Annotated in this window: 19 protein-coding genes; 11 read left to right on the top strand and 8 right to left on the bottom strand. The window is 69.9% G+C overall.

The genetic code is table 11. From position 1 onward, the window contains the following. The first annotated feature begins 26 nt into the window (after positions 1-26). The 4 genes from NS2_RS02350 (at position 27) to NS2_RS02365 (ending at position 7575) form a co-directional block, all read left to right on the top strand. Positions 27-3638: a UvrD-helicase domain-containing protein gene (locus tag NS2_RS02350; protein ID WP_081985590.1), complete on the top strand. Its 3612-nt coding sequence runs from the start codon at positions 27-29 to the stop codon at positions 3636-3638. After that, positions 3635-5527, top strand: a complete 1893-nt coding sequence (gene recD, locus NS2_RS02355; protein ID WP_033085426.1) for an exodeoxyribonuclease V subunit alpha — start codon at positions 3635-3637, stop codon at positions 5525-5527. Before NS2_RS02350 ends, recD begins: the two co-directional genes overlap by 4 nt. A 103-nt stretch (positions 5528-5630) precedes the next feature. Next, positions 5631-5963, top strand: coding sequence for a hypothetical protein (locus tag NS2_RS02360; RefSeq protein WP_143161347.1), 333 nt, complete (start codon positions 5631-5633; stop codon positions 5961-5963). 157 nt (positions 5964-6120) lie between these two features. Further along, positions 6121-7575 carry a flavin-containing monooxygenase gene (locus NS2_RS02365; protein ID WP_147207063.1) on the top strand — a complete coding sequence of 485 codons (1455 nt, stop codon included), beginning with the start codon at positions 6121-6123 and terminating at the stop codon, positions 7573-7575. A gap of 19 nt (positions 7576-7594) precedes the next feature. Here NS2_RS02365 and NS2_RS02370 read toward each other — a convergent pair whose 3' ends face one another. Next, on the bottom strand, positions 7595-7957 hold the full coding sequence (locus tag NS2_RS02370; protein WP_052085952.1) for a cupin domain-containing protein: 363 nt from the start codon (positions 7955-7957) through the stop codon (positions 7595-7597). 9 nt (positions 7958-7966) lie between these two features. Continuing rightward, positions 7967-8656 carry a TetR/AcrR family transcriptional regulator gene (locus NS2_RS02375; protein WP_033085458.1) on the bottom strand — a complete coding sequence of 230 codons (690 nt, stop codon included), beginning with the start codon at positions 8654-8656 and terminating at the stop codon, positions 7967-7969. A 90-nt stretch (positions 8657-8746) separates the two neighbouring features. Here NS2_RS02375 and NS2_RS02380 point away from each other — a divergent pair, with 90 nt between their 5' ends. Genes NS2_RS02380 through NS2_RS02390 form a run of 3 tightly spaced genes read left to right on the top strand, consistent with a single transcriptional unit; the run spans position 8747 to position 11576 of the window. Next, positions 8747-10318 carry a succinic semialdehyde dehydrogenase gene (locus NS2_RS02380; RefSeq protein ID WP_147207064.1) on the top strand — a complete coding sequence of 524 codons (1572 nt, stop codon included), beginning with the start codon at positions 8747-8749 and terminating at the stop codon, positions 10316-10318. Between the two features lie 35 nt (positions 10319-10353). Next, positions 10354-11181: an SDR family NAD(P)-dependent oxidoreductase gene (locus NS2_RS02385; protein ID WP_033085423.1), complete on the top strand. Its 828-nt coding sequence runs from the start codon at positions 10354-10356 to the stop codon at positions 11179-11181. A gap of 41 nt (positions 11182-11222) precedes the next feature. Continuing rightward, positions 11223-11576: a VOC family protein gene (locus tag NS2_RS02390; RefSeq protein WP_033085422.1), complete on the top strand. Its 354-nt coding sequence runs from the start codon at positions 11223-11225 to the stop codon at positions 11574-11576. Positions 11577-11589: 13 nt separating this feature from the next. On the opposite strand, the gene NS2_RS02395 is transcribed toward NS2_RS02390, so the two are convergent. The 3 genes from NS2_RS02395 to NS2_RS02405 all read right to left on the bottom strand — a co-directional run bounded on the left by NS2_RS02395 (position 11590) and on the right by NS2_RS02405 (position 13888). Then, positions 11590-12609, bottom strand: a complete 1020-nt coding sequence (locus tag NS2_RS02395; RefSeq protein ID WP_147207065.1) for a helix-turn-helix domain-containing protein — start codon at positions 12607-12609, stop codon at positions 11590-11592. Between the two features lie 85 nt (positions 12610-12694). Continuing rightward, positions 12695-13141, bottom strand: a complete 447-nt coding sequence (locus tag NS2_RS02400; RefSeq protein ID WP_052085950.1) for an amidohydrolase family protein — start codon at positions 13139-13141, stop codon at positions 12695-12697. Between the two features lie 117 nt (positions 13142-13258). Then, entirely contained in the window at positions 13259-13888 is a 630-nt protein-coding gene (locus tag NS2_RS02405; protein WP_143161346.1) for a hypothetical protein, read from the bottom strand. A 167-nt stretch (positions 13889-14055) separates the two neighbouring features. Between NS2_RS02405 and NS2_RS02410 the strand changes: the two genes are divergently transcribed. The 3 genes from NS2_RS02410 (at position 14056) to NS2_RS02420 (ending at position 17578) form a co-directional block, all read left to right on the top strand. Next, entirely contained in the window at positions 14056-15219 is a 1164-nt protein-coding gene (locus NS2_RS02410; RefSeq protein ID WP_033085420.1) for an SPFH domain-containing protein, read from the top strand. A gap of 255 nt (positions 15220-15474) precedes the next feature. Continuing rightward, complete coding sequence (locus tag NS2_RS02415) at positions 15475-17064, top strand: hypothetical protein (protein WP_183121203.1); 1590 nt, start codon at positions 15475-15477, stop codon at positions 17062-17064. 13 nt (positions 17065-17077) lie between these two features. Further along, positions 17078-17578, top strand: a complete 501-nt coding sequence (locus NS2_RS02420; protein ID WP_033085419.1) for a hypothetical protein — start codon at positions 17078-17080, stop codon at positions 17576-17578. A 50-nt stretch (positions 17579-17628) separates the two neighbouring features. On the opposite strand, the gene NS2_RS02425 is transcribed toward NS2_RS02420, so the two are convergent. The 3 genes from NS2_RS02425 to NS2_RS02440 form a co-directional block, all read right to left on the bottom strand. Further along, positions 17629-18333, bottom strand: coding sequence for an HAD family hydrolase (locus NS2_RS02425; protein ID WP_033085418.1), 705 nt, complete (start codon positions 18331-18333; stop codon positions 17629-17631). Then, positions 18330-19244 (bottom strand): methyltransferase, encoded by a 915-nt coding sequence (locus NS2_RS02430; protein ID WP_033085454.1) that lies wholly within the window; start codon positions 19242-19244, stop codon positions 18330-18332. The genes NS2_RS02425 and NS2_RS02430 overlap by 4 nt, the downstream gene beginning before the upstream one ends. Before the next feature lie 70 nt (positions 19245-19314). After that, positions 19315-20175, bottom strand: coding sequence for a YdcF family protein (locus NS2_RS02440; RefSeq protein WP_096490546.1), 861 nt, complete (start codon positions 20173-20175; stop codon positions 19315-19317). Between the two features lie 250 nt (positions 20176-20425). Between NS2_RS02440 and NS2_RS02445 the strand changes: the two genes are divergently transcribed. Beyond that, entirely contained in the window at positions 20426-21274 is an 849-nt protein-coding gene (locus NS2_RS02445; protein WP_033085416.1) for a bifunctional 5,10-methylenetetrahydrofolate dehydrogenase/5,10-methenyltetrahydrofolate cyclohydrolase, read from the top strand. Positions 21275-21281: the final 7 nt, after the last annotated feature.

Consider the following 21281-nt stretch of genomic DNA (forward strand, 5'->3'; position numbering starts at 1 on the left):
CCCGTCACCACTCCCGGGAGCCCCGCATGACCGACGACCTGTTCTCCCTCACCGACCCGGACCTGGCCCCCGCCCCGGCCCCCCGCACCCGCCGCCGGAGCGGTTCCGGCGCGGGCGAACCCCGCCGCGAGTCCGCCGCACCGGAGCCCGTGGCCGCGGACCTGTTCGAACTGCCGACCGCCACGCAGGCGGCGGGAAGCGATCTCGTCGCCGTGACCGATGAGGTGCCCGCCGGGCAGGGCCTGTGGGATGACGGTGCGGCGTCGGGCGGTATCGGCGAGGTAGCCGGTTCCGCTGTGGTGCACGAGGATTCGGGGAACCGGTTCGAGCTGACCGGGCCGCTGCCGGTGGGGACGACAGTGCTCGAGGCCAGTGCGGGGACCGGGAAGACCTATGCCATCGTGGGTTTGGCGGTGCGATTCGTGGCCGAGCTGGGGGTTGATGTCTCGGAGTTGCTGCTGGTGACCTTCAGCCGGGCGGCCACCCAGGAGTTGCGGGAGCGGACCCGGGATCGGTTCGTCGGGGTGGCCGCGGCCCTGGGAGATCCGGAGCGGGCGCTGGCCTCCGGGGACGAGCTGATTCGTCATCTGGCGCAGGGGAATCCGGGGGAGATCGCGGCGCGGCGGGAACGATTGCTGGCGGCGCTGTCGGATTTCGACGCCGGGACGATTGCCACGACGCACAGTTTCTGCCAGCGGATGCTCGACGAGCTGGGACTGGCGGGGGAGCAGGATCCGGGCGCGCGGCTGGTCGAGGGGATCGAGGATGTCGTCTCGACGGTGGCCGACGACCTGTATCTGAGCCGGTACGCGCGCGCGGGTGCGCCGTTCGGGCCCGCGGACGCGCAGCGGCTGGCCGCGGCGGCGGTGGGGGATCCGCACGCGCTGCTGCTGCCCGAGGCCGAGGGCGAGGGCGAGGGCGATCCGGCCGCGGAGCGGGTCGGGTTCGCCGCGGCGGCGCGGGTGGAAACGGCACGACGGAAACGGCTTTCGGGGTTGCGCGACTTCGACGATCTGCTGGTGCTGCTGCACGGGGTGCTGGCCGATCCGGAGCACGGGCCGCTGGCCCGCCGCCGCATCCGGGACCGGTACCGGGTGGCGCTGGTGGACGAATTCCAGGACACCGACCCGTTGCAGTGGGACATCCTGCGCCGGGCCTTCCACGGCCACGCGACGCTGGTGCTGGTCGGGGATCCGAAGCAGGCGATCTACGCGTTCCGCGGGGCCGAGGTGCTCAGCTATCTGGACGCGGTGGCACACGCGGACGCCAAGCGCGAGCTCACCACCAACCGGCGCAGTGACGCCGGACTGCTGGCGGCGCTCGAGCACCTGCACGGCGGAGCGGCCCGGGGGCACAAGGAGATCACCGTGCACCGGGTCGCGGCGACGCGGCCGTTCTCGCGGCTGTCGGGCGCGCCCGAGCGGGTGACTCCGTTGCGGCTGCGCTGCCTGCCACGCAGCGGGGCCGGGCCGCTGAACAAGTCCGGGTATCCGACCGTGGGCCGCCAGCGCGAACGGGTCGCCATCGATGTGGCCGCCGATATCGTCGGCCTGCTCGAATCGGGGGCGCGCATCGACGCGGGCACACCCGGGGAGCGGCCGCTCGGACCGGGCGATATCGCGGTTCTGGTCCGCAACCGCAATCAGCTCGAACTGGTGCGCGCCGAACTCGAGGCCGCCGGTGTCGCCTCCGTACTGGCCGGTGGCGCCAGCGTTTTCGGCACCGCCGCCGCCACCGAGTGGCTGTGGGTGCTGCACGCGCTCGAACAGCCGCACCGCGCCGACCGGGTGCGCCTGGCCGCCGGGACCGCGCTGCTGGGTCTGAGCGCCGCCGATATCGACTCCGGGGGAGCCGATCTGGTCGGCCGCCTCAGCGCCGAACTGCGCGACTCGGCGCGCCTGTTCGCCCGCGCGGGCTTCGCCGCCGTCGCCGAAAAGCTGGCCGCCGAAACGAAACTCGCCCCGCGCCTGCTCGCCCTCGAGGGCGGCGAACGCCAGCTCACCGACCTGCGCCAGCTCGCGCAACTGCTCGACGACGCCGCCCTGCGCGAGAGCCTGGGCCTGTCGGCGCTCACCCGCTGGCTGGCCGACCGCGTCCGCGACCCGGCCTCGGGCAGCGTCGCGGGCCGCAGCCGCCGCCTCGATCGCGACGCCGCCGCCGTGCAGATCGCCACCGTGCACGCCAGCAAGGGCCTCGAATTCCCGGTCGTCTACCTGCCTTTCGCCTGGGACGCCGCCAAACTGCGCAACCCGCCCACCCTGCTGTTCCACGACGAGCAGGGCCGGCGCGTGCTGGATGTGGGCGGCCCCGACGCACCCGGCTACAGCGCGCGCCGCCTGCGCGCCGAGGCCGAGGAGCAGGCCGAGGAACTGCGCCTGCTGTATGTGGCGCTGACCCGCGCGGGCGCCCAGGTGATCGCCTGGTGGGCGCCGTCCTACGACACCCAGACCGCGCCCCTGCACCGCATGCTGCTGGGCCGCGAACCCGGCAGCCCGGCCGTCGCCGACAAGGTGCCGGTACCCGCGGATTCCGTAGTCCTCGAACGCATCCGGGAATGGGCGGCGACCGCCGAACCCGGGGTCGTCGCCATCGAACCGGTCCGCGAGTTCACCCGCGCCCGCCTGCCCGTGGACGACACCGCCACCGCCGCCGAGCCTTTGGCGGCCGCCCACTTCGGCCGCACCCTGGACCAGGCGTGGCGGCGCACTTCCTATTCGGCGCTCACCGCGGGCGCGCACGACGCCCTGCCCGCCGCCGACCTGCCCGAGGGCGGCGGCGTCGCCGACGAACCGGCCACCCCGTCGGTGCTCGCCGACGACCTCGAGATCCTCGCGGGAGCCGCGCCCTCCCTGATGAATTCGCTGCCCTACGGCGCGGAGTTCGGCACCCTGGTGCACGAAGTCCTCGAATACGTCGACACCGACGCCCCCGATCTGGCCGCCGAGATCCACGCCCGCTGCCTGCACGCGGTCGGCGAGCAGATGTTCGACGCCGACCCGGACGTCCTCTCCGGCGCGTTGCTGGCGGTCATGCACACGCCCATCGGCTGCGGCACCCTGGCGGACTTCTCGACCCGGGACCGGTTGAGCGAGCTCGATTTCGAACTGCCGCTGGCCGGTGGCGACGACCCGACGGCCGCCCGGGTGACGGTGCCGCGTATCGCGGAGCTGTGGCGGCGTCACGTGCCCGCCGACGACATCTTCGCCCCCTACGCCGATCAGCTGGCGCACCTGGACGACACCCCGTTGCGCGGCTACCTCACCGGCAGTATCGACGCCGTGCTGCGCACCACCGGGCCGCGCTTCCTGGTCGTCGACTACAAGACCAACCGCCTGGGCACCGGTGATCTGACCGTCGCCCACTACACCCGCGACCGCATGGGTGCGGAGATGATGCGCTCGCACTATCCGCTCCAGGCCATCCTGTATTCGGTTGCCCTGCACCGGTATCTGCGCTGGCGGCTGCCCGGCTACCACCCGGCCGAGCACCTGGGCGGCATCCGGTACCTGTTCGTGCGCGGCATGATCGGCCCCGAGACACCCGGCGGCGCGGGCGTTTTCGACTGGCTGCCGCCGCCGGACCTGATCGTCGAACTCTCCGCGCTACTGGCCGGAGACACGGAGGTACTGCCAAGGTGACCGCGATTCAACTGGCGCAGCGCGGCACCGGGCTGCTGCAGGTGTTCAACAACGCCGGGGTGCTGTCGGCGGCCGACGTGCACGTGGCGCTGCGATTGTCCCGACTCGGCGGCGAGCGTTCGGAGGCAGCGGTTTTCGCCACCGCGCTGGCCGTGCGCGCCGTGCGCTCCGGGTCGGTGTGCCTCGAGGTGCGGCGCATGCACGAGATCGGCGTGGACGCCGAGGGCACCGAGGAATCGGCCATCGACCCGGCCACCCTGCCCTGGCCCGAGGTCGAATCCGTCATCGCCGCACTGCGGGTCAGCCCGCTGGTCACCGGCAGCCCGGCCGGGCCGCTGCGCCCGCTGCGGCTGATCGACCCGCCCGGCGGGACCGACTCGGGTCCGCTGCTCTACCTGGACCGGTACTACCGGCAAGAGGAGACCATCCGCCGGGTGCTGACCGAGCGGGCCGAGAGCCACCCCATGGTGGACGCGGAACTGGTTCGCCGCGAACTGGATCGGCTGTTCCCCGACCAGGCCGGACCGGGCGAGCCGCCCGACCGGCAGCGGCTCGCGGCCGCGCTGGCCGCCACCCAGTGGACGACCGTGGTCGCGGGCGGGCCCGGCACCGGCAAGACCCACACCATCGCCCGCGTACTCGCCCTGCTGGTCGCGCACCAGCAGGCCGTGCCCGGCGCGCCCGCGCTGCGCATCGCCCTGGCCGCCCCCACCGGCAAGGCCGCGGCCCGCATGCAGGAATCGGTGCGCGAGCAGGCCGGTGACATCGGCCTGCCCGAACTCACCGCCGCCACCCTGCACCGGCTGCTGGGCTGGCAGCGCGGCGGCGCGGGCCGGTTCAAGCACAACGAATTCAACCGCCTGCCCTACGACGTGATCGTGGTCGACGAGACCTCCATGGTGTCGCTGACCATGATGAGCCGCCTGCTGCCCGCCGTGCGCCCCGACGCCCGCCTGGTCCTGGTCGGCGACCCCGACCAGCTGGCCTCGGTGGACGCGGGCGCGGTGCTGGCCGACCTGGTGGCGGGACCGGTTCCGGGACAGGCGAATCCGGCCCTGGACCGCATTCTGGGCGGCGATCCGGGCGGCGCGGCCGCGCATCCGGACGCGCTGTCCAATCGTGAGCGGGAACGACTGCGCGGCGGGATCGTGCGACTGACCCGGGGCCGCCGCTTCGGCGGGCGCATCGCCGAACTCGCGGTCGCCATTCGCGCGGGCGACGCCGATGCCGCGCTCGCGCTGCTCGCCGACGGCGGCGACGAACTGTCCCTGCACACGCCCGAGGACATTGCCGAGGTGCGCGCCGACGTGCTGCGCGCCTCCCGCGAGGCGACCGACGCCGCCCTGGCCGGGGACGCCACGGCCGCGCTCACCGCACTCGAATCGCATCGGCTGCTGTGCGCCCACCGGCAGGGTCCCTACGGTGTCGAGCGGTGGGACCGGCTGGCCGGCGGCTGGGTGACGGCCGCGGGCATCAGCGCCGATCCCGGTGCCGGGCACTGGTTTCCGGGCCAGCCGCTGCTGGTCACCGCCAACGACCACGAGGCCCGCATCTACAACGGCGACACCGGGGTGATCGTCCGCATGCCCGACGGCACCCTGCGCGCCGCCCTACAACGCGGCACCGAACCGTACCTGGTGCACCCCACCCAATTCCCGGGCGTGACCACCGTGTACGCCATGACCATCCACCGCAGCCAGGGCAGCCAGTACGACACCGTCTCGGTGGTGCTGCCCGGCCCCGAATCCACCCTGCTGACCCGGGAACTGTTGTACACGGCCATTACTCGCGCCCGCCGCCACGTACGCGTCCTCGGCACCGAGGAATCCATCTGCTCGGGCATCGCCCGCCGGGTACTGCGGGCGAGCGGGCTGCGCAACCGGGAATGACAGGGAACCGGCCGCCTTGCTTTCGATAAAGCCAACTACCAGCAATAATATGACTGTAGTATGGTGGTATGGGGTTCGACCGGTGGGAAGAGGAGAGTCGATGATGAGTGAGAAGGACTTTCCGTCCAGTCCGGACGAGACGGCCGCGTTCATGGACCGGCTGGTTTTCAGCGACGAGCCGGTTCCGGCTGAACAGCTGCCGCCACGGCTCGGGCCTGGCGAGGACATTGTGGTCACTACCTCGATTCGGCTCCCGCTCCAGTTGCACACGAGACTCAAGGAGCTCGCCGATGAACGGACCGTCGGTGTCTCGACCCGCATCAGGGAATGGGCGGAGGCCGCCGTTGCCGAACTCGATGGCGAGGACCAATTGATCTCGCTCGCGGATGCGAAGCGCGCCCTATCGCGGGTTCATCCCATTCATAGGGCAAGTTGAGACTTCGCCGCTGGGCGAGTGGGAATCGGCCCTTGTCGGCCGCTTCGGCATCGACAAGGTCGATCCGGACCGCGTCGCGGGGATCGTGCGCGAATTCTTTTCGCGTTCGTAGTGTCACCCGTGACCACGGCGCGTCCCCGGTCGATACGCTGAGGCTATGGCCACTACGCCCGAGCACGTCGACGTGCTCATCGTCGGAGCCGGACTGTCCGGGATCGACGCCGCCTACCATGTGCAGCGCGCCTTTCCGTGGCGCACCTACGCCATCCTCGAGATGCGCGAGGCCAGCGGCGGCACCTGGGACCTGTTCCGCTACCCGGGGATTCGCTCGGATTCGGACATGTTCACCCTCGGCTACCGATTCCGGCCGTGGCTGGGCGACAAGGCCATCGCCGACGGCGACTCGATCCTGGCCTACGTGCGCGACACCGCCGCCGAGAACGGGATCGACAAGCACATCCGCTATCGGCACAAGGTGGTCCGCGCCGAATGGTCGTCCGCGGACAATCGCTGGACGGTGACCGCCGAGCACGACGGCGAGCAGACGGTGATGACCGCGAACTTCCTGTTCAGCTGCTCGGGCTATTACCGCTACGACGAGGGCTACACCCCGGACTTCGCAGGGACGCAACGCTTCCCGGGTCCGATCATCCATCCGCAGCACTGGCCCGAGCACGTCGAGGTCGAAGGCAAGCGGGTCGTCATCATCGGCTCCGGGGCCACCGCCGTCACCCTCGGCCCTGCCCTGGCGGAGCAGGGCGCGCACGTGACCATGCTGCAACGCTCACCCTCGTACATCATCTCCATGCCCGCGCGCGACGGATTCGCCAATGGCGCACGCAAATTCCTGCCCGCCCGCACCGCCTACGGCCTCGCGCGCGCCAAGAACGTCGCGCTCAGCACGATCATGTACCAACTCTCGCAACGCTATCCCAAGCGCATGCGCGCCTGGATCCGCGGCTGGCAGGAACGCTGGCTGCCCAAGGGCTACGACATCGACACCCACTTCAACCCGACCTACAAACCCTGGGACCAGCGACTGTGCCTGTCTCCCAACGGCGACCTGTTCCGCGCCATCCGCCAGGACAAGCTGGACCTGGTCACCGACCGCATCGACACCTTCACCGAAACCGGCCTGCACCTCGCCTCCGGCCGCGACCTGGACGCCGACCTCATCATCACCGCAACGGGATTGAACCTCGTCCCCTTCGGCGGCGTCGAACTCGTGGTGGACGGCCGCAAGGTCAACCTGCCCGACGCCATGGCCTACAAGGCGATGATGCTGTCCGACATCCCGAACTTCGCGTTCATCATCGGCTACACCAACGCCTCGTGGAACCTGAAGGCGGACCTGGTGTGCGAGTACGTGATTCGGCTGCTGCGGCACATGGACGCCGGCGGCTACGCCCGTGTCACCCCGGTCCGCGACGAATCGGTCGGGACCACGCCCTTCCTGGACTTCCAGCCGGGCTACGTGCTACGCGCGCTGCCACTGCTCCCGAAACAGGGTGATCGAGCCCCCTGGCGGCTGCATCAGAACTATCTGCGGGATGTCCCGGCCCTGCGCTTCGGAAGGATCACCGACCCGGCGCTGCGTTTCGAAAGCGCCTAGACCTCCGGCCGTCCGGTGCTCAACTCCGCGGCCATTCGATGGCGGGCTCCTGCTCCGAGCTCAACAGGAAATGGCCCAGGAACACGACGTCTTCGTCGAGGGCGTCGAACTGGGCGATGCGGGTGGCCTCCGGCTCGAAGAACACGTCACCGGGACGCAGGATCACCAGCGGCTCGCCGTCGATGCGATAGGCCACCGAGCCGGACACGATGCTGCCCACCACCGGGCCGTTGTGGGTGTGCAGTCCGGCCGGGGTGCCCGCGGGCATGGTGATGCGGCGGGTCTGGATGCGGTCGGTGACCTTGGCGGGACTCACCGGCACGTCCAGGACGACGGTGCGGGTGACAGCCGAGAAGGCTTGGGACGGGGTGGTTTCCGGCATGCGGCCACCCTATCCGGATTCGAAGAGGCCCGGGATCGTGAGGGCGTACTCGAGGTCCGCGCGAACGCCGAGCATGGCCAGTACGCCGCGGACCATGGTGATCCGGGCGGCATCGATGGTGGGCTGATCGGGCTCGCCGTGCGGGGCCGCGGCGGAGATGCGGTAGACGACGAACTCGCAGATCTGCAGCGAGGTGTCGAGATCCAGCTCGGCGGGCGCGGGCCGGCCCAGGGAGATCACCTTGTCGCGCACCAGGATTCGAATGGCGGCGATGGCCTCCTCCCGATACGCCGACACCGGGGAGCCCGGATCGTGCAGCTCGGCGAACAGCGGGGCCAGCATCGGGCCGTGCCCGCCCGCCCAGTGCAGGTACGCCTCGATCAGATTGATGCCCAGTTCCACCGGTTGCTCGGTGCGGTCCAGGGCCGCGCCGATGCCGCCGACCAGATCCTCGTTGGAGATGGCGAGCACCGCGTGCAGCGGCTCGGTGGCATTGGCGAAGTACCGGTAGAAGGTGGGCCGGGCCAGCCCGGCCTTCTCGATGATGCGGGCCACGCTCAGCCCGCGCGAACCCTGTTCGGCGAAGACCTCGGCGGTAGCCAGCATGATGCGGGCGCGCACCTGGTCGGCCTGTTTCTCCGTCTGCGGCGGGCGGCCGCGACGAGCCGGGGTGGGTTTGTCCGCCGGAGGGCTTGACATGGTGTGCGTCACGTCTATTAATCTAACACCAGTGTTCATGTAACACCGATGTTCATTAAATAGAGATCCGACTCCTCGAGAGGGCGACCAATGACGACTGCCCAGCAGCTCGCCGCCGCCGATGCGCTGCCTTTTGACCTGGTCCAGCGGCTGCTCGGCCATGCCGTCGCGGGCGGTGCGCCCTCGGTGCAGGTGTTCGCGCCCGCCACCGGAGCCAAGATCGCCGACCTGCCGCAGTCCTCGATCGCCGATATCGAGGCCGCCTTCGCCACCGCGCGCGCCGCGCAGGAGAAGTGGGCGCGGGTGCCGGTCGGGGAGCGGGCCGCGCTGCTGCGCCGCATTCACGATCTGGTGCTCGCCGAGCAGGACACCATCCTCGACATCGTCCAGCTCGAGACCGGCAAGTCCCGGGTGCACGCCTTCGACGAGGTCTCCGATGTCGCGGTGAACACCCGCTTCTACGCCGCGGAGGGCAAATCGATTCTGGCGCACCGCAAGCCGCGCGGCGTCATGCCGATGCTCACCCAGGTGGAGGTGCGCAACCGGCCCAAGGGCGTGGTCGCGGTCATCTCGCCGTGGAACTACCCCCTCGCGCTGGGCGCCTCCGACGCGCTGCCCGCGCTGCTCGCGGGCAATGCCGTGATCGGGCGGCCGGACAACCAGACCGCGCTGACGCTGCTGTGGGCCATCGACATCGCCGAGCGCGCGGGCCTGCCCAAGGGCCTGTGGCAGGCGGTGCTGGGTCGCGGCGCGGTGGTCGGCACCGAGGTCATCGCCCGCGCCGACTATGTCGACTACACCGGGTCCAGCGCCACCGGGCGCACCATCGCCCAGCAGGCGGGTGAGCGGCTCATCGGCTACTCGCTGGAGCTGGGCGGCAAGAACCCGCTGCTGGTGCTCGAAGACGCGGATGTCTCCGCCGCCGCCAAGATCGCGGTGCGGGCCTGCTTCGCCTCGGCCGGGCAGCTGTGCGAATCGATCGAGCGGATCTACGTGCACGACAGGGTGTACGAGCAGTTCGTCACCGAATTCGTGGCGAACACCAAGGAATTGAACCTGGGCAAGACCCTGGACTTCTCCTACGAGATCGGCTCGCTGACCTTCCCGCGCCAGAGCGACACGGTGAGCAAGCATGTCGACGACGCGGTCGCCAAGGGCGCGAAGGTGCTCGCGGGCGGCAAGGCACGACCGGATCTGGGCCCCTACTTCTACGAGCCCACCATCCTCGAGGGCGTGCGCGAGGGCATGACCGTCTACCGCGAGGAGACCTTCGGGCCGGTCGTCTCCGTCTACCGGGTGGGCTCCGACGACGAGGCCGTCGCCCAGGCCAATGACACCGCCTACGGCCTCAATGCCAGCGTCTGGAGCAAGGACGTGAACCGGGGCCGCGAGGTGGCCGCGCGGGTGCGCGCCGGATCGGTGAACGTGAACGAGGGCTTCATCGCCGCCTGGGGTTCGGTGGCCGCGCCCTCGGGCGGGCTCGGCATTTCCGGCACCGGTCGCCGGCACGGGCCCGAGGGCCTGCTGAAATACATCGACACCCAGACCATCGCGGTGCAGCGGGGCCTGCCCATCGCGCCGCTGCCGGGCATGTCGGAACAACTGTGGGCCAAGACCATGACGCTCTACCTGGGCGTCATGAAGACACTGCGCCAGAAGTGATTTCCACCGACCATTCGACAGGGGAACAGAGGGGTATGAAGACCGTAGCGGGCAAGAAGGTGCTGGTCACGGGTGCGGCCATGGGGCTGGGCAAGTCCTTCGCCCAGCGCGCGGTGGCCGAGCAGGCCGCCGACGTGGTGCTCTGGGACATCAACGAGACCGCGCTCAAGGAGACCGCGGCCGAGCTGGCGGCCCAGGGCGGCAGCCGGATTCACCACTACGTGGTGGACGTCTCCGACCGCCAGGCGATCGCGGAGGCGGGCGCGATCGTGCGCGCCGAGGTCGGCGGCATCGACGTGCTGGTCAACAATGCGGGCATCGTGCGCGGCAACGGCTACTTCTGGGAGACCGCGAACAAGGCCGACATCGACAAGACGATGGCGATCAATTCGCTCGCCCCCATGTACATCACCCTCGAATTCCTGCCCGCCATGGTGGCCAACACCGGCGTCGAGGGCCGCGTGCTGAACATCGCCTCCTCGGCCGGTCTGGTCGCCAACCCGCGCATGAGCGTCTACGCCGCCTCCAAGTGGGCCGCGCTGGGCTGGTCGGACTCGGTGCGCCTGGAACTCGAGCAGTCCGGCAACGAGCACGTCAAGTTCACCACCGTCTGCCCGACCTACATCAACACCGGGATGTTCGACGGCGCCAAGGGTTTCTGGTTCACCCCGATCCTGGAGCAGGAGGAGGTCGTGGACACCTCCTGGACCGAGATGAAGAAGGGTTCGGCCCTGGTGGTCCTGCCCTGGACCTCGCGGCTGAACCGGGCGATCTCGGGCCTGCTCCCGCTCAAGGTCCGCGACTTCTATCTCAACACCGTCGGCGTCTACCACTCCATGGACGAATTCACCGGCCGCAAATAGCATTTCGGGCCCCGCCCGGCCGGTACCGCCATACTGGCCGGATGGGAAACCGATGGGTCGGCGTGACGATAGATTGCGTCGACGTGGAACGGGTCGCGACGTTCTGGAGTGCGCTGCTGGATCGCCCGCGGGGACCGTCGGAACCCGGTTGGGTCTACCTGGGCCACCCCGGCGATCAGCAGCCCCGCCTGGTCTTCCAGCCGGTGCCCGAGTCCACGCACGGCAAGGTGCGGCTGCACCTCGACGTCGCCGTGGACGACATCGGGGCGGGGATGGCGCAAGTCGAAGCGCTCGGCGGCCGAAATACCGGTGAGCGAAACGATTACGACGCCGGTGTGGTCGTGGTGATGGCCGATCTCGAAGGGCACGAATCCTGTCTCGTGCAGTATTCCTGAGTCCGAGCCAGTGCTATGCCGTGCGCTCGGTGAGCGGGTCCTTGCGGAAGGTGTCGGGTGTCTGCCCGGTCCAGCGGTGGAAGGCGCGGCGCAGCGCGCGGGCGTCGGAGTAGCCGACCCGCGCGGCGACCGACTGGATCGGCAGGCCGGTCTCGCGCAGCAGATTCGTGGCCCGGTCGCGGCGGACCTGCTCGACCTCCGTGCGCCAGGTGCTGTTTCGTTCGTACAGGCGGCGTTGCAGGGTGCGCGGGCTGATCGCCAGGCGGCGGGCCACGGTGTCGAGGCCGCAGCCGCCGGTCTCGAGGGCGCCGTGGATCGCGTGGTGCAGCTGCTCGCGCCAGTCGGGCGCCCGGCGGGAGGTGGCGAGCATGAGTTCGGCGTAGCTGCACAGCATTTCACCCAGGACCGGGTCCTCGCCGGTGGGCAGCGTGCCCGCGTCCAGGAAGGTGATCTCGGAGAACGGCGCGCCGAAATCGATTCTGGTGGTGCCGAATTCGTTGACGAGGTCGCGGTGGCGGGCGGTGACCCGGTGGGTGAAGGCGACGCGCACGGGGACGATGTGATGGCCGGTGGCTTCCCGCACGCGGCGCAGGATCAGCGACAGCACGAATTCCTCGACCGGGACGAAGACCGGGTCGGACTCCACGGCCACCCCGACCCGGACGGTGAGCAGGCCGCCGTCCTCGAGGACCTCCCACACCACCGTGGGATCGGTGACCGCGGACCGGAATTCCATGACGGTGCGCAGACTCTCGGCCAGCGTCGGGCGGCTGGTGAGCAGGTAGTCCCACACCCCCAGGGCGCCGCGCTCGGCGGTGGCCGAGGCGCACAGGCCCGCTCCGGGCCCGCCGGTGGCGCCGATCAATTCCCACATCCGCCACGCCGACTCGATGGGTACGCGCAGCTTGTCGTCCTCGAGCCGGGACTGATCGATGCCCGAGACGCCGGCGATGTGCCCGGGTGTCGCGCCGACTCTCGCCGCCGTCTCCTGAAGCACGACCGCGGTGCGCATGGGGATGGTGCCTTCGATCACCGGCGGAGCATAACGAATGTTTCATACCGTTCGGTTTTCTGTGAGCGCCCCATCTTTCCGGGGCGCTGGAAACCGGGGCGGCCGTTCAGCGTCCGAGCAGAGCCGCCTCGAACAGCGGATCGGCCAGGGAGCGGCCGAGGATGTCGGTGGTCACCGCGACCCCGGCCATGCCGAGATCGTCGAGGCCGCGCGACATTTCGGTGAGGGCGGCATCGAGGTGGGGCAGCGGCAGCGCCGCGAAGGCGGAGAACCGATCGGGGTGACGCGCGACGATATCGGCGTAGAGGTCGTTGGCCGCGCGGGCGGCGCTCACGGCGTGCTCGGGATTGTCGAAGTGCGGGCTCTGCGGCGTCACCGACAGCACCTGATGCTCGATCCCGGCCGAATCATTGAGCGCGAAACGCGCTTCCAGCTCGGCGGGGGTCTCGCCCGCACCCATGCCGCGCTGGGTGGCGGTGTCGGTGCGCCCGTAGGAGTCGAGCAGATCGAGGTAGCCCTCGCTCCACAGGTGGGCATGGATGTCGATACGCACGGGGAACTCCTTGGACGATGTGACCGCTGGTGCTCCACGAACTTACGAGTGGCCGGGATGGCGGCCCGGGGGCCGAACGCGCCGCGAAGGGGACCGCGGCCGCCACGCCGGAACCGCTCAGAGGGTGCCGTTCTCGATATCGCGCTTGAGGGCTGCCTGGTACGCGCGGTGCGAGGACGTCCCGTTGTCGGCGGTGAAGGAGATCAGCAGCGGGTTCGCCAGGAAGGTGATGTGCTCGTTCACCGTGGTGGTCCCGTTGCCGTTGTCGGTGAAGGTGATCTTCTGGTGGGTGATCACGTCACCCTGGTCGTAGCTGTCGGTGAGGTAGTAGTGGTCGGCGGGGTAGAGGCGTTGCTCGGCCTGGGTTTTCGCGGGGTAGTCGACCGAACCCATCGGGACGTTCTCCAGCGCGGTGAAATCGATGGTCTGCGTGAGGCCGTCGGAGCAGGTGCGATGGGTGATGATGTCCTGCAGGAACGGATGTCGTCCGATGTCGTTGCGCAGGTTCGAGTACACCGACCACACCTTGGCCAGCGGCGCGTTGATGGTGACCGGCAGATCGACCGTGCGCGACACCTGGCCCGAGGACGGAGCCTTCTGCTCGGTTTGATAGGTCGCCCAGGCGGTTTGCCAGCCCGGCGTGTAGGCGTTCGGGGTGTCGGTACACGTCGGTGCGGAATCCGCTTGCGCAACCGGCGAACCCGTCGCGAACGACAGGGCCATGGCGCATCCCACAAGATATTTCACGAGCGGACTGTAACGTGTTCTCGACTTTTGCGGGCCGGGCTCCCTCATGAATCATTAACACTGCTCGTGGTTCGCTCGATAGCCACGTGACGGTGACCGCGCGCGTCGATCGCCCGTGCGATACTCGGCCGGGGCGGCGCAGCGCCCGAGGGAGGAAAGAGAACTCAATGGGCCTGTTCGACATGATCCGCGGCGAATTCGTCGACATCATCGAATGGTTGGACGACACTCGCACCACGCTGGCGTGGCGGTTCCCGCGCTACGAGAACGAGATCAAGAACGGCGCGGAGCTGATCGTCCGGGAGGGGCAGCAGGCCGTCTTCGTCTACCGCGGACAGCTCGCCGACAGGTATGGGCCCGGGCACTACACGCTGACCAGCGAGAACATGCCGATCATGTCCACGCTGCAGGGCTGGCGGTACGGCTTCAACTCGCCGTTCCGGTCGGAGGTGTACTTCGTCAATAACCGCGCGGTCACCGATATGCGGTGGGGCACACCGCAGCCGGTCACCGTCCGCGATCCCGACTTCCGCATGGTGCAGATCCGCGCCAACGGCACCGCCAATGTCCGGGTCACCGACATCGAGGTGTTCCTGCGCCAGATGATCGGCACCAATGCCGAGGTCGACGCCGAGGCGCTGAGCGAGCAGCTGCGCGCCAATGTCGCGCTGGCCTTCTCCGACATGGTGCTGGCCTCCGGGCTGGGCGCCATCGACCTGCAGGGCCGTCAGGTCGAATTGTCGGACAAGCTGCGCGAATTCGTCGGCCAGCGGCTGTCCGGTTTCGGCATCGGCGTCGAGGGCGTCACCATGACGATCTCGCTGCCCGAGGAGATCCAGCAGGCCATGACCCGCGGTGTGGCGCGCGGCGTCGAGGCGGGCGGCTTCATGAACAATGTCGACCTCAACCGCTACCAGCAGATGCAGGCCGCCGACGCCATGCTCGCCGCCGCCCAGAACCCCGGCGGCGGCATGGGAGCCGCCATGCAGGCGGGCATGGGCGTCGTCCTCGGCGGCCAGATGGCCGGGGCCATGCAGGGCGGCTACGCCCAGCCGCAGCAGCCCGCCCCCGCCGCCCCGCAGCAGCCCGCCCCGCCGCCGCTGCCCGGCCAGCAGCAGTTCCACTTCGACAACGGCGGCCAGCCCGCGGGTCCTTTCACCATCGACCAACTGCGCCAATACGTCTCGTCGGGCCAGTTGAACCGCGACACCAACGTCTGGACCGAAGGCATGTCCGGCTGGCAGTCGGCGATCTCCGTCCCGGCTCTCCAGGCCCTGTTCACCACCCCGCCCCCGCTCCCGGGCACCCCGCCGCCCCTGCCCCCGCGGTAGCGATCGCCCGCGCGGCGGCAGCGCTCCGCTGCCGCCCGCGGCAACGCCCGGCCGAACCCGCGCCGAGACGAGTCACCGACCGTGAACCACGAACCGCCGCAGCCGAACACCGCGGCACCCTCGCCTCGCCCACCGGGCCGCTTCGCCGCGCCCCGCGCCGCCGTTCGCCCACCACGCCCGACAACTCGGTGCGTCCCGAAAGTCCCTCCCCAGCAATGGCGCGACCGTCGAGTCCGCCGCACCGAGTGAGCTCCCATGACTGACACCCCGCCCCCACCCCACCGCCCCGGCCCCCCGCCCCTCCCCACCGGCACCCCGGCCGAAGGCCACCCCGCCCAGCCGGCCACCGCCGCCCCCCAGCCCTGGACGCCGCCGCTCCCCACCGGCCAGCAGCCACCCGCGAGCCAATGGCCCCCCACCCCAACCGATCTGCCCGCCCCGGGCACGGGTTCGCCGCTGCCGCCGCCACTTCCGCCGCAGACCGGGCGTCAGGCGGCCCCGCCGCCCCTGCCCGGTGGGCTCGCGCCGAATCAGCCGGGGCGCGCGCCGATGGGTGGGATGGCACCGCCCGTGATCGTGGCTCCGGTGATCGCGCCCGGGGTTGAGTTCGGCGGTGCGCCACCGGAAAGCGGTGCGCCGGTGGCGGGGTCGGCTGCGCCGGATCGGGCGATGTTGCACGGCACCGAGATGACTCGGACCTATCCGTGTTCCGCGTGTGGGGCGCAGTTGGTGTTCGATCCGGTGGGGCAGGATTTGCTGTGTCCCAGTTGCGGGAATCGGTCGCCGGTGACCGCGCCGAATGTGCCGGTGCAGGCTCGGGAGTTGGGGCCCGCCATGGCGGCGTTGCGGGAGATGCAGGCCGGGCAGTCGGGGCCGCAGGTGACGGGGGAGTGGGAGGTGAAGTGCCAGAACTGCGGTGGGACAACCGGGTTCAACGGGAGCCTCACCGCCACTCGGTGCCCGTATTGCGCCACGCCCATTCAGCGCGATGACGTGCACAATGCTCCGGCTCGGCTGCCCGTGGACGGGGTGGTGCCGTTCCTGGTGGGGGAGAAGCAGGCTCGGGAGCTGGTCGACAAGTGGGTGTCCAAGCGCTGGTTCGCGCCGTCGAATTTCAAGAAGTACAAGCGGATCGGGGCGTTCTCGAGTCTGTACACCGTGTATTTCACCTATGACGCCGACACCGCGAGCTGGTATCAGGGTGAGCGCGGGGACGACTATCAGGTGCGGGTCGGGACCGATGAGGACGGCGATCCCGTCTACGAGACCCGGACCCGGTGGTATCCGGTGGCGGGCGAGGTCGGCAATGACTTCGCCGATCTGCCGGTGCTGGCCAACGACAATCTGAACCGTGATCGGATCCGGGCGCTGGAGCCGTGGCCGGTCGAGCAGGCGCGCGCCTATTCACCGGAATTCGTGGCCGGGCACCTGTGCCGCACCTACGACCACGACGCGGAGCAGTCGTTCCCGGAGGCGCAGCAGCGGATCGAGTCGGCCATCGAATCCAGCGTGCGCGCCGATATCGGCGGCGACCACCAGCGCATCCACGAGCTGAACACCTCGTGGAACTGGCTGGCGTACAAGCATCTGCTGCTGCCGATCTGGCTGCTGACGGTCATGTACATGAACCAGCCCTATCAGGTGTACATCAACGGCCTCACCGGCGAAGTGTCCGGGGACCGGCCGTGGAGCAAGGTGAAGATCATCGCCGCGATCCTGGCGGTGCTCGCGATCATCGCGGCGATCGTCGGCGTCTATCTGGCGACGCGCGGCCAGCACACTCCCGCGCATCCGACCGGACCGGGCCGCACCACCATCGCGCCGCATCCCGCCACCCATCGTTGAAAGTGAGCTGACCATGCTGATTTTCGTGCTCGTCGTGCTGATCCTGCTGGCGGCGGTGGCGGGCGGGCTCATGCTGCTGTCCGCGCGCCAGAAACGCGTGACGGCGGACGCCAACCAGGTCGTGCCCGGCACCCCCACCCGCGCACCCGCCTCCTGGGCGGGCTCGCACGATCCGGAACCACGCCTGCACCGCCGCCTGCGTGACGCCATGACCGCCCTGCGCACCGCCAACTCCCTCGACGACGGCACCACCATCGTGCTGCGCGCCGAACTCGAACAGGCCGCCCTGGCCTGGGACGACCGCCTGGTCGCCATCGCCGCCCTGCCCGCCGCCGCCCGCGACGACCAGCGCGCCACCGCCACCAAGGGCGTCGAAACCATCGAATCAGCGGTCGCACAATATGTCTCGGCCGCCACCCAGCGCACCGCGGCCGACGTGACCGCCGGGCTCACCGCGGCCCGCGCGCAACTCGACCTCGAGGCCGAGATCCGCAAATCCCTCGAGGCGAGCTGAACCGGGGCGAGGCGCTGCGCCCCGGCCGGGTGACGCGCAGACTGTGCAGGCTACGGCCCGGCGACGGGCGAATCCAGTTCCGCCAGTGAGCGAATGACGGTGACCCGGTCGTGGGTGTCGCCGCCCAGCCCGGCGCGATCGAGCCAATACGCCCGCAGCCCGGCGTCTCTGGCCCCGAGCGCGTCCACGTCGTAGCGGTCGCCGACATAGGCGACCTGCTCCGGCGGCAGTCCGAGCATCTCGCATCCGGTGTGGAAGATCGCCGGATCCGGCTTGGCCGCACCGAATTCGTCCGAGCACAGGACCGCGTCCCCGAAGTGGCGCAGCAGTCCGACGGTGCGCAGCTTCCCGATCTGGTACGGCCGCGACGCATTGGATATCACCCCCAGCCGGACCCGCCCGTCCAGCGCCCGCAGCACGGGCGCGGCATCGGGAAACGCGGCCCACGCCGTATCCCGTTGCGCCGCATAGCGGGCGAACCAGGCCGCCGGATCCTCGCTCACCACTTCGGCTTCCGCCAGGAACCGCCGCGTCCGCACCAGCTGCTGGCCCTTGAAGGTCAGCTCCCCGGTCAGGAACCGCGGGTATTCCTCCTCCTCCTCGATCACCCGCCACCGGTCCACCGCCGACCCGGGTGATTCGAACCGGTCGAGAATTCCCTCGGCCGCCAGGTGCGCCACGATCGCGATCCGAACCGTCGCCGAATAGTCGACGAGCGTGTCGTCGACATCGAAGAGCACGCCGCGAATACTCACGCCCGAGTCCCGATCACCACGGTGGCACCCAACTCCTCGGATTCCGCGATCCGCGCGCGCAACCCGTGCGCCCGCATGACCTCCGCCGCCACCGGAGCCTGCTCGTCACTCTCCTCGACCAGCAGATGCCCACCGGGCGCGAGCCAGTCACCGGCCACCGCCGCGATCCGCCGCAGCACATCCAGCCCGTCCGCCCCGCCGTCGAGCGCCCGCCGGGGCTCATGATCGCGCGCTTCGGGTGGCAGCCACGCGATCTCCTCCGAGGGCACATACGGTGTATTCGCGAGCAGAACGTCCACGCGCCCGAGCAGATCCGTCGGCACCGCCTCGAACAGATCTCCCTCGAACACCCGTCCGCCCACCGGCTCGAGATTGACTCGCGCACAGTCGACCGCCGCCGGTTCGATATCCGCCGCTGTCAGATCGACCCGAATCCCCTCGGCGGTCAGTTCTTTCGCGAATGCCAAGCCCAAAGCCCCACAACCGCAACACATATCGAGGGCTGTCAACGTGTCTCCCTCGGCACCCGGCGGAATCTCCCCGCCCGCGGCAGGAGTCGGCAATGCCGCTGCGGCCCGCGGGTTCTCGGGCCGCAGGGCAGTGCGTCCGCGCTCCGAACGCATGGATCGACCGGCACGGTCGCGGCCCAGGACAACAGCCTGTTCGACCAGGAAGCCGGTGCGCTGCCGCGGCACGAACACACCCGGTGCGACCGCGACGCGCAGCCCCCGGAATTCGGCCCAGCCCAGTAGATGTTCCAGGGGAAATCCGGCAATTCGCTGTGTGACAAGCGATTCCAGAGTGCCGGGATCGGTGGCGGCAGCCAGCAGCAGAGCGGCCTCGTCCTCCGCGAACACGCATCCGGCCGCACGCAGGCGGGCGACCAGGGTATCGGTGTCGGGGGAGCTCACCGCGTCATTGTGCACCCCCGGACGGTTGCCCAGTTCGGGCGGGGTCCGGGCGCGCGAAAGGAGTGGGAGGTCAGCGCTCGGCGGGCAGGCGCAGGGTGCGGCTGGCGTCGAGGTAGATGCCGCGCTGGTTGCTGCGGGCCGGGGGCGGGAGCTGCGAGACCAGCTGTTCGAGGGAGGTGGTCGCGCCGACGACCGGGATGCCCGCCACGATGAAGTCGGCGACCGCGCGCCGAATGTGGTTGGGGGAGGTCACCACAATGGTGCTGGTGGCGCCCGCGTCGCGCAGCATCTGCACGCCGAACAGGGCGTTCTGCACGGTCGAGCCGGCGCGGTGGTCGGCGAGGATGCGACTGGCGGGGATGCCGTGGCCGATGAGCCAGCCCTGCATGGCAGCCGCCTCGGTGATGCCGTTCTGCGGATTGCCGCCGGTCACCAGGATCGGGGACATCGGCGAGGCGATGGCCTGCAGCCAGGCCGCCTGCAGGCGGTTCACCAGTTCGGGGCGCATGGAGCCGTCGGGCAGCAGGCCGTAGCCCAGGACCGCGATGCCGGTCTGCGGTCCCGCGATGGCCGGAATCGGATTGGGCAGCGTGCCGACGGCCGCGCCGATGGCGCCGAACAGGTTCCGGGTTCCGGCGGCCAGCTTGGCGTCGATCCCGTTGAGCCGGTTCACCGCCATCTCGCGGGTGATCAGATCCCCGGTGTAGTCCGACCAGATCGCCTGCAAAGACAGCGCCTGCGCGTCATCGGGTGACTCGCTGAGCAATTGGCGCAGGTCGGCCAGCCCGGCCGCCTCGTTGCCATCGGTGAAATTGTCCTGTGCCGAGTTGTAGAGGGCGCCGGGATCCGCGTGCGCGGTGCCGGTGCCGAGAATGGTGAGCGCCGCGGCCGCCGCCGCGAGCAAAGTGGGGAAACGCCTGGCGATCTGCACTGCAAACGACCTTTCGGAGGGGGTCACGCATTGCTTTGCTGGCTATCTATGTAATTTGCTGGCTATTGGCTCAGAACCGAATGTGGACACGATACGACTGCCCACCGCCGTTGTCGGGTATTTGCCCAACAGATTTCGCAGGTTTGATCAGTTGTCACACCGGGAACGCGCGCGAGAATCGCCCCCGACCGTCCGGGCCCGGTGATGCGGTGCGCAGGCCCATTCCGATCGCGCGATAGGGTGTGGACCCGTGGATACGACTTCGCTCATCGGCAAGGATCTGGCCGCTTCTCTCAATGCCGACACCAAGCAGCGCGCCGCCGCTCTCGCCGAGCAGGGTGCCGCGCCCCGCCTGGCCCTGGTGATCGCGAACGACGATCCGGCCAGCGCCTGGTACGTGAAGTCCCTCAACCGCGCCGCCGAGCGCCTCGGAATCGCCTGCGAGAACGTCGATCTCGGCGTCGAGGCCACCGCCGAGGAGATCCGCGCCAAGCTCGAAGAGCTGTCGGGGGATTCGTCCGTCGACGGCATCATGCTCCAGACCCCACTGCCCAAGGGCGTCGGCCTCGACGATGTCAGCCCCGCCATCGCGGCCGCCAAGGACGTCGACGGCGTCAGCCCGCTGTCGCTGGGCCTGCTCGCCTCCGGCCTGCCGGGCTTCCCGCCCGCCACCTCCCAGGCCGTCGTGGAACTGGCCAAGTTCCACCGGGTTCCGCTCGCTGGCCGCCTGGTCACCGTCGTCGGCCGCTCGAATGTGGTGGGCAAGCCCCTGCTTCAGCTACTCCTGGCCGAGAACGCGACCGTCACGATCGCCCACTCCCGCACCGCGGACCTGCCCGCCGTCACCACGGCCGCCGACATCGTCGTCGCCGCGGTCGGCCGCGCGGGCCTCATCACCGGCGAGCACGTCCGCGACGGCGCGGTCGTCATCGACGTGGGCACCAACGAGGACGAGAACGGCAACATCACCGGCGACGTGAACGCGGACTCCGTCACCGGCAAGGCCTCCGCCCTGAGCCCCGTCCCCGGCGGCATCGGCCCCGTCACCACCGCCCTCCTCATGCGCCACGTGGTCGAAGCCGCCGAATCCACCCGCTGACCAACAA

Source organism: Nocardia seriolae NBRC 15557 (genome assembly GCF_007990715.1).
GTDB lineage: Bacteria > Actinomycetota > Actinomycetes > Mycobacteriales > Mycobacteriaceae > Nocardia > Nocardia seriolae.

Coding starts and splice junctions, on each gene's coding strand:
- NS2_RS02350 (WP_081985590.1), top strand. CDS start 27: ATGACCGACGACCTGTTCTCCCTCACCGACCCGGACCTGGCCCCCGCC.
- NS2_RS02360 (WP_143161347.1), top strand. CDS start 5,631: ATGAGTGAGAAGGACTTTCCGTCCAGTCCGGACGAGACGGCCGCGTTC.
- NS2_RS02365 (WP_147207063.1), top strand. CDS start 6,121: ATGGCCACTACGCCCGAGCACGTCGACGTGCTCATCGTCGGAGCCGGA.
- NS2_RS02370 (WP_052085952.1), bottom strand. CDS start 7,957: ATGCCGGAAACCACCCCGTCCCAAGCCTTCTCGGCTGTCACCCGCACC.
- NS2_RS02375 (WP_033085458.1), bottom strand. CDS start 8,656: ATGTCAAGCCCTCCGGCGGACAAACCCACCCCGGCTCGTCGCGGCCGC.
- NS2_RS02380 (WP_147207064.1), top strand. CDS start 8,747: ATGACGACTGCCCAGCAGCTCGCCGCCGCCGATGCGCTGCCTTTTGAC.
- NS2_RS02385 (WP_033085423.1), top strand. CDS start 10,354: ATGAAGACCGTAGCGGGCAAGAAGGTGCTGGTCACGGGTGCGGCCATG.
- NS2_RS02390 (WP_033085422.1), top strand. CDS start 11,223: ATGGGAAACCGATGGGTCGGCGTGACGATAGATTGCGTCGACGTGGAA.
- NS2_RS02410 (WP_033085420.1), top strand. CDS start 14,056: ATGGGCCTGTTCGACATGATCCGCGGCGAATTCGTCGACATCATCGAA.
- NS2_RS02415 (WP_183121203.1), top strand. CDS start 15,475: ATGACTGACACCCCGCCCCCACCCCACCGCCCCGGCCCCCCGCCCCTC.
- NS2_RS02420 (WP_033085419.1), top strand. CDS start 17,078: ATGCTGATTTTCGTGCTCGTCGTGCTGATCCTGCTGGCGGCGGTGGCG.